The sequence below is a fragment of the Enterococcus sp. S53 genome (genome assembly GCF_016516865.1).
GTDB lineage: Bacteria > Bacillota > Bacilli > Lactobacillales > Enterococcaceae > Enterococcus_D > Enterococcus_D innesii.
In genome coordinates, this window is record NZ_JACVUH010000033.1 from 1 (window position 1) to 7,234 (window position 7,234).

18 protein-coding genes are annotated in these 7,234 nt (G+C 38.8%); all 18 read right to left on the reverse strand.

Annotation, left to right across the window (positions count from 1 at the left end; genetic code table 11):
- Positions 1–312 (reverse strand): HNH endonuclease (locus IAE45_RS18175; RefSeq protein WP_200127752.1); only part of this gene is annotated, 312 nt, incomplete at its 3' end.
- Positions 309–638: a hypothetical protein gene (locus IAE45_RS18180; RefSeq protein ID WP_200127754.1), complete on the reverse strand. Its 330-nt coding sequence runs from the start codon at positions 636–638 to the stop codon at positions 309–311. The genes IAE45_RS18180 and IAE45_RS18175, both read right to left, overlap by 4 nt.
- A 544-nt stretch (positions 639–1,182) precedes the next feature.
- Positions 1,183–1,653, reverse strand: a complete 471-nt coding sequence (locus IAE45_RS18185; protein WP_086269569.1) for a hypothetical protein — start codon at positions 1,651–1,653, stop codon at positions 1,183–1,185.
- 143 nt (positions 1,654–1,796) lie between these two features.
- Complete coding sequence (locus tag IAE45_RS18190; RefSeq protein ID WP_200127756.1) at positions 1,797–1,973, reverse strand: hypothetical protein; 177 nt, start codon at positions 1,971–1,973, stop codon at positions 1,797–1,799.
- Positions 1,970–2,293, reverse strand: a complete 324-nt coding sequence (locus IAE45_RS18195; protein ID WP_200127758.1) for a hypothetical protein — start codon at positions 2,291–2,293, stop codon at positions 1,970–1,972. Before IAE45_RS18195 ends, IAE45_RS18190 begins: the two co-directional genes overlap by 4 nt.
- Positions 2,294–2,295: 2 nt before the next feature.
- Positions 2,296–2,481, reverse strand: a complete 186-nt coding sequence (locus IAE45_RS19115; protein ID WP_200127760.1) for a hypothetical protein — start codon at positions 2,479–2,481, stop codon at positions 2,296–2,298.
- Complete coding sequence (locus tag IAE45_RS18200; protein ID WP_200127762.1) at positions 2,471–3,028, reverse strand: hypothetical protein; 558 nt, start codon at positions 3,026–3,028, stop codon at positions 2,471–2,473. Before IAE45_RS18200 ends, IAE45_RS19115 begins: the two co-directional genes overlap by 11 nt.
- Before the next feature lie 234 nt (positions 3,029–3,262).
- Positions 3,263–3,517 carry a hypothetical protein gene (locus IAE45_RS18205; protein ID WP_081116238.1) on the reverse strand — a complete coding sequence of 85 codons (255 nt, stop codon included), beginning with the start codon at positions 3,515–3,517 and terminating at the stop codon, positions 3,263–3,265.
- 42 nt (positions 3,518–3,559) lie between these two features.
- Complete coding sequence (locus IAE45_RS18210) at positions 3,560–3,733, reverse strand: hypothetical protein (RefSeq protein ID WP_200127764.1); 174 nt, start codon at positions 3,731–3,733, stop codon at positions 3,560–3,562.
- A 17-nt stretch (positions 3,734–3,750) separates the two neighbouring features.
- Complete coding sequence (locus IAE45_RS18215) at positions 3,751–3,987, reverse strand: hypothetical protein (RefSeq protein ID WP_200127766.1); 237 nt, start codon at positions 3,985–3,987, stop codon at positions 3,751–3,753.
- Positions 3,988–4,023: 36 nt separating this feature from the next.
- Positions 4,024–4,218 carry a hypothetical protein gene (locus IAE45_RS18220; RefSeq protein WP_200127768.1) on the reverse strand — a complete coding sequence of 65 codons (195 nt, stop codon included), beginning with the start codon at positions 4,216–4,218 and terminating at the stop codon, positions 4,024–4,026.
- A 38-nt stretch (positions 4,219–4,256) separates the two neighbouring features.
- Positions 4,257–4,445, reverse strand: a complete 189-nt coding sequence (locus IAE45_RS18225) for a hypothetical protein (RefSeq protein WP_200127770.1) — start codon at positions 4,443–4,445, stop codon at positions 4,257–4,259.
- A complete protein-coding gene (locus tag IAE45_RS18230; RefSeq protein WP_010749258.1) occupies positions 4,411–4,578 on the reverse strand; it encodes a hypothetical protein in 168 nt (55 codons plus the stop codon). The genes IAE45_RS18225 and IAE45_RS18230 overlap by 35 nt, the downstream gene beginning before the upstream one ends.
- A gap of 8 nt (positions 4,579–4,586) precedes the next feature.
- On the reverse strand, positions 4,587–4,781 hold the full coding sequence (locus IAE45_RS18235) for a hypothetical protein (protein ID WP_200127772.1): 195 nt from the start codon (positions 4,779–4,781) through the stop codon (positions 4,587–4,589).
- Positions 4,778–5,563 carry a hypothetical protein gene (locus IAE45_RS18240; RefSeq protein ID WP_200127774.1) on the reverse strand — a complete coding sequence of 262 codons (786 nt, stop codon included), beginning with the start codon at positions 5,561–5,563 and terminating at the stop codon, positions 4,778–4,780. The genes IAE45_RS18235 and IAE45_RS18240 overlap by 4 nt, the downstream gene beginning before the upstream one ends.
- 13 nt (positions 5,564–5,576) lie before the next feature.
- Positions 5,577–6,011, reverse strand: a complete 435-nt coding sequence (locus tag IAE45_RS18245; protein ID WP_200127776.1) for a RusA family crossover junction endodeoxyribonuclease — start codon at positions 6,009–6,011, stop codon at positions 5,577–5,579.
- A gap of 4 nt (positions 6,012–6,015) precedes the next feature.
- On the reverse strand, positions 6,016–6,291 hold the full coding sequence (locus IAE45_RS18250) for a hypothetical protein (protein ID WP_200127778.1): 276 nt from the start codon (positions 6,289–6,291) through the stop codon (positions 6,016–6,018).
- A 14-nt stretch (positions 6,292–6,305) separates the two neighbouring features.
- Positions 6,306–7,130, reverse strand: coding sequence for a DnaD domain-containing protein (locus IAE45_RS18255; protein ID WP_200127780.1), 825 nt, complete (start codon positions 7,128–7,130; stop codon positions 6,306–6,308).
- Positions 7,131–7,234: the final 104 nt, after the last annotated feature.

The following is a 7,234-nucleotide window of genomic DNA, read 5'->3' on the forward strand; positions in this document are numbered from 1 at the left end:
CCACCATTCATCATCCCACTTTCTTTTCTTTGGTTGCCCACGATAGTTCATTCGATCGTGTCGCTTGTTGTGACAGTCCTTGCATAACGTTCTTAGGTTGTCTGGATCAAACGCCAGCTCTGGATTTGTTTCTAGCTCTTTGATGTGATCGACTTCCAATATCGAATCATACTGTGTAGTCAGTCTGCCTTCTGCTTTACACCATAGGCATTCATAATGATCTCTCTCAAGTATTGACTGCCTTAGGTTGCGCCACTTAGTCGATCCATAAAACCTAGCTCGATCTGCTTTAGTTTTGACAACAGGTATCATTGTTCTTTGGCTAATTGTTCTGTGTAGATAGTGATCAATGCACGCTGCACTTGTAAGATTCCATCTACTCCAAGCTGATTAACATCCAACTTCATTCGCTCTTTCAGAAGCGTTGCATTAACAGGCGCCTTAAGCGATCGCTTCAACGTGTAGTAGTTCAGTGCTGCTAGCTCATCTACCTTCAGTCCATACGCCGTAATGATTTTCCAAAACAAATCAGCAATAGCATCCATGTCCTTCTCTTCTCGTAACTGAGTTAGCATCTTGATGTAGTCATCTTGTTTTTCTGGAACAGATTTCTTTTTATGGTCTTGCGGTTTCTTCATGATCAGCTCTCCTTACCCAAAATAAAAAGCCACTCGCAATGAGTGACTTATAAAACTCTCATATCAGATACACGTCTGCCACAAGGGAATGAGAGTATTGACTTAAATTTAAAGCAACCTACACGATGCACAAAACGCGTACGATAATGCGCACCCCTATGTTTTTACACCTACATGCCTCGGTTGCTAAGTCACTGGAGTGGCACTGCCCCACTCACGTATCAATACCACAAAAGATTGGCTAGTTCCTTTGTTGGTCGCCCCTAACAATATTGATACAACCAAGCGTCTTCTACTTCCGCCACAGTGACACAAAAAGACAGCACTAGCGAATTTCGAAATGAGGAGATTCACCTCTTTCAAAAAATTGTGCTGTCTTTTATATCCGTCAAAGAAGTTTCGCGATAAGGAGCTTTCCTCCTTTCGGTATTTGGATTAGTGTGAGTAGTCCAATAACCGTCTCTCCGTTTCTTCTACGCTATTACTATAACCCGTTTAAATCAAGAAATATACACAGGCTTTGAGGTCGCATTTTGTGGCAATGTCAAAACAAGCTCAACTGATCTTGGTCTGCTGAATAGTAGTCCATTTCTTCTTGCTTCTTCAAGCGTTCCTCTCGCCGTGCTTCATACTCGTCCACAAATGACAATGTCTTTCGAATCTCAGTATGCCGCTTTCTTATATAAGAAACGCTGTAGCCTGTAGCATCTGCTATATCATAAACATCCATGTCATCAATATACTTTAACTTTACAATTTGGACGTCTGCTCCACTGAACGAATCGATCAACTCCATCAGTTCCGTTTTTTCTTTTTCAAGCAGCTCTAATTCATTCTCTATGATTCTGATGTTTTCTTCCAACGATGATGATCTTGAATTCTTTTCAAGGCGCACGTTTGCTAAATCACCGTTGACCCATCGATCTAATTCCAACCTACTCTTGTTAAGATTCCATTTCATGAAGAGTATTTGTTCTTCTAAGTCTTGGTAGTTTTTAAGCCATTGAAATCTCACAAACGCCACCCCTTTATGGTAAAATAGTCTTGTCACAGGTCACTTACCCAAAAGGTAGTGGCTTTTTTTATTTATCAAAATGTGAGCCATGTTGATGTTCTTCATCAATGATCAAACTCTTCAAGGTCTTACCAAGGACTTTTTTATTTATGGTTCCGTTCGCCTTGGCTTTCTCTAGCAACTTGCGCTTCTTCTTTTTTATTTTCGATTTTTTCTTTGGCAATGGCTTCTTTCTCCTTTTCATCTAATTCTTTACCGAAAATCACACTTGCAAAAATTGTACATACAACTGCCAGAAAAATTGACAATGCAACCGTCATAAGCAATCATCCTTACAGATCAGTTCCCATCTTTCGATTTTATCTACTGGCAGCGTGAGAATGAATATTTGATTTTCAACTATAAACCTGCCCATCACTTCATTTGATTTTACTGGACTTTCTTCAACTCCACGGATAAGTAGTTTGGAACCATTGTCAGCATGAAAATAGTATTTACGCCCATTCTTTGCGTTTGCTACTATTTGCTTTGCATTAAGCTGTACAGTTCGTTTTTCCTCTTCCCTTTTTAGAACTTCATTTTCTTCACGTTCTAAGGCGGCTTCTCTCATTACTTGCCACATTGGTTTTTGATTTGCCATTTTCATCCCCCTGCTTCCATCGCATCCCTGACTAACGGATCATTGATAATAATCTTGTACTTCATCTGCTCATGCTGCAGCTGTTCTAGCTGCTCAATTTGTTTCTGCTGGTCCACAATTGTATAGGATAGCCAACTTAGACCAGCGATTGTTAACAGTATTATGATGATAGCTTGGCTAGTTTTCATTGGATTTATCCAACAATTCTGGGTTCTCGTAGATAAAAGTGTATCCTTTAACTTTATCTCGTTTGCCTTGCAAAACCATCACTATATCTCCGTTAGACTTCATACCGAGAAATTCTCTGGCATCTTCTATACTTTTGAATTTGCCTAAATACACTCCTTCTTTGTACATCAAAATAGGTTTTCTTTTTTTTGTAGCAACTTCGCTTATTCCTTTTTGATAGTTGTTATACCAGAACATCCATTGCATATTGTCGAACTGGTAACCTTTGTACGGGTTCTTTCTATCCACGGATGGTTTAAATTTCTTGGAGTAGCCAGATTGCACCCAGACATCAAACAAATATAAAAACTCATCCGATGAAAATGCCCAATCTTTAAAATCGTTTAATGTAAAATCCAAATCCCCGTACCCATTCTTTTTATTACGATGATTCATTTTATGATATAAATTCGTAAGCATTCCTTTGGGTTTATGGCGATATATTTCAGTAGTGTTTGAGAAAGTGTACCTTGCTATCTTGTCCCAATATCTAAATCTTGGTACCATCTTATCCCTCCTGTTCAATCAAACGAATAGCGGGCCCGCAAGCAAACTCATTGTTAAATCTATAAATATTTTTCCTTACAGAATCCAGATCTTCTTCTTTAACTTCTTGATTCATTTTGTATGAAAATTTGCCCAATCATTAAAGGCATCAAGCCAACCTTGTTCTTCATTGTCAGTGGTAATGATGTGTTTCATACTTATCCCTCCTGTTTGCTATCGCTGACGATCACAAAATTAATCAACGTCTTCATTATCAAACATTTCGTCTATTACATTTTCCAGATGTTTTGCTTGTTGGTATGCAAAACTCAATGCAACCCTTCGACTTATATAATGCTGTTCCAGCTTCATTCTGTTCCGTTGATACCATTTCACTTTTCCTGAATTTCTGATTGCTGTTTCTCCCTCACTAGAAGCTCTACACTCGCAACTTAAAGCAGATACTAAATTTTGTATTTCTTTTTTTAGTTGTTTTAAATTATTGTCCAATGTTTTACCCCTCCTGTTTCGCTGATGTGCGTAATTTTTGCATCAACCATTTCCATTTTGGAAATAGTTCAATCTTGCTTTCAATTCTTCCAAATCCATCTCAGCATAGCTTCTATTTCCGTGCCATTTTGAAATAAACTCAAAGTCGTTAGTTTCCAGCGCTTCTTCTAGAGCAGCGATTTTCTTTTCGATAATTCTCAAACTTGCTTTGCTCATGTTTTCCCTCCAGTTTTCTATTTTGGTGGATTACTGACTGGTACACGCAACTTCACTATCCACGCATAAGTATGAGAATCTTTGTAACCCTTATCTACATAGTGAAACCCGCCCTCGTCTTCATAATCAAACAAGTAACCATCACCAATCAGTTCTGCTTCAAATGACCCAGAATCTTCTCTGACATCATCAAAATTAAAATCCATTACGTTATATTTGTTATCGGTTGTACCTAAAATGTAGAAGTTTTTCACTTTCTCTCCTCCTATTCCGTTATCTCTGTCAATTACTTACTCACAAGTCACTAAAATGGCTACTTCATCGATAAAGTTTCCGTCTTCGTCTTCCATTCCTTGCTGAATGCTAATGTCGGTTATCTGCTTAAAAAATCCGTTGTCAGAGCCTTGTGCGTTTATCACTACTTCGACGTCTCCGAAAACCTCTTTGAGACTATTAACTTTATTTGCTACTTCCGATGCGTCCATGACTACACCCCTTTCCAGTTTGCTATTTCTTCCAATTACTAACTCTCAACCTTTTCAAAAAGTATCGAATAATCATCGATCTTTAAAGATCTTGCAATATCTTCGACAGTCCGCAATTGAATGCCAGCTCTTTTCTTTCTCGCTTCTTCGTGAGTTTTTCTCAAAATTACTTCCTTAGTTTTTAAGTGCCAGTCAACGTTTGTCCAAAATACTTCGAGAATGTCCATTTCCCCACTCCTTCGTTTCTTTGCGAACGGCAGCACCATCTTTATTGCAGACCGGACAGTTGATTGCTACTGCCCGGCCAAACATATCTTTTCCCCAAATAATCCTTTCGCCTTTACATCGATTGCATTTCATGGGATCACCTACTTAATCTGGTTACTTTCCAACAAGTGAAGATACAATAATCCAACATCAATCAATTTCTCATTCATGATTTGAGCAACTTCGCTAGGCTTAAAACCTTTGTCAAAGAGATCTTTTGCTTGGTTGATCCTACCAATGCTCCAGTAGAATTTTGCATCTTGTAAGATAATTATTTTGTCATCTTCATGAGTCAATAAGGATCTTCCTCTCCATCATCTTCCGGCGGTTCGTTCCCATAAGGATCGGATTGTCCCAATAAATCGCCATCAGCTTCTTCATCAATTCCGGGGATTTCCTCTTTGGCGTCTGATTCGACTTCTGAGAGGTTTCCTTCCGTTTCCGATTCGTTATCCACTTCGCCTGAAATATTCTCGCTAGCGTCTTCTGAGGTGTCAGAATCATCGGTTTCAGGTTCTTTTTCCAGAAAGATGACTTCATTTCGCTTTTTATCCCAAGCTGCTGCATACGGTGCGTAGTACTCACGTGCTTTTTCAAGCTCATTGAGCATTGTAATTGCGGACATTTCATAGTCTTCTGCCACATCTTCGGCTGGCTCGCCGTCTTCAAGTCTAATGAGCACACTTCGTGGATTAATATTTCCCGGAAACTCGAGAGATCTTGCAGCACGAATGAATTCATCAACAATATCTTTTGTGACTTCAAACGGACGATTTTCAATATCGATGTTCCCTTGATCGTCAACTTCAAGCTGTGTTTGCTCTTTTTTAACGAAATTGATTGTTCCGTCGTTGTTCACAACATACTCTTGTGTTGGTGCATTGGTGCTTTTGTCGAAAGGCACTGTATAGCGATAATATTGAGGAATGATTTGGATTGTGACAGCTTTGTTGGTAAGCTGCGTTAATTCTTCAACTTTCCCTTTTAACTCACTGATGGGCACCTCAAGCAAGATTTTCTTTTTATCATCGTTTCCTAAACCTTTGTCGCGTACTGTTGCGTTAAATTCTAATGTCATTTGTTTTTCCTCCTCAAAATAGTGTTTCTTGTATTGAATCTACTTCCTGAATACGAATCTCAATTCTCGGATTCTTGGAATAGTACTTGCTGACGAACAGATCGACAACTTGGCCATCATCTTTCCAAAGAATTCCTTTGCATGCATCAAGTGGTCCTTTTGCATAGTTATCCGCATCAGGTTTTGTTCTTGGTCTTAGAGATTTTGCTTCAGCTTGTTCAAGCTTCTTTTTGCTGAAACTCTTCAGCGATCCTTTGTAGACATCGATTTTCACGAACAAATCTCCTTCTAACGGAGTGATTGGTTTAACCCTTGATGCATAAGCAGCAACTAACTTTTTATATGCAGCTGATTTTGGTGGATCATAAGCACGAACGAACGGCTTAGTAGTGAATTTGGGTCGCCCTTGCGGTACTGGTTCCCCTGGCACTGTAAAGAAAATTTCCATTTACTCAATCCTTTCCTGTCCTATTAAGTTCTTTATTTATCCCTCTTAAATAATCGTCAAAAGTAAGTCTTACCCATTTACCAGTTTCATAAACACTTGGATATAAACGGAAAATAAAGAATGGTCTTAAATAATAGACAAAACGCTTTTGTGCTTCTGCTTCTGGAAGTTGATTTACGTTCTCAGCTTTTAATCCCTCCCTAGCGAAGTTCAAACTGATTAAATTCTCTTGATCAGTTGTGGCTGAAATTAATCGTTCAACTATACCTAAATAGTTCATAGTTCCCTCCGTTTTCAGAATGGCAGATCGTCATTCGATCTTTGCATCAGCTCAGCTTCTTTTTTAGCGTTATAACCTTCTGGATCATCTAACCATTCGGGAACAGGTTCAGATCGTGTCGGCTTCTTCCAAGTACCCTTTCGTTGTTTGAATTCTGCATCAATGTTTTCAACATCGGTTACTGTCTTAACACCACGGCTGTCCCAGTTTTTCAAAATGTTCTCAGTGTATTTGAAGTTGTTAGCTGATTTAGATCGCTTCAAAGCTTCTATGACCAATTCTGGTGACAGATCTTCACACCACTGTTCTAAATTCTGGAAAACAAATGAGTTGATCATCCCGAAAATTGATTCATAGATTTGAACGATTTCTTGCAACGGCGAATTTTCATCATGTATGTTATTATTCTTTTCATTCTTTTCATTCTTTTCATTCTTGTTTGTGTTCACTTGTTGTTCACTTGTTGTGCGTTTGATGTTCACTTGTTGTTCACCGCCTTGGTATTCATCCCAATTATTTATTGATATGACGCTGTATTTCGTGGTTGATTTGATGTTCAACATTCGTTCACTTTCAAATTTCTTGAGCCATCTCCATACAGAAGCGCTGTTCACTTGATGTTCACTCTTGACACCTCGGTTCATCTCAAACGTTATCGCGTCGCGCCCTGTGACGAATTCACCGCTGTTCAGCCATATCTCTTTACCATTAAAAAGAAATTTCCTGTTTTCGTGTGATGCCTTCATTAGACATAAGGACCACAACTTATACATGTTAGGGTTGGTCCAAACGAATGAATCCATCACTTTCCTATAAAGTTTTACATAGCCATGGTTCATTCTTTCTCACCACCTAAGCTATATAAACAGGAACGCCGACAAGCTTTTGCGTATCCTCTTTAAATTTTTGTTCATGACTATTAGCATCTGATAAATGCAACAGC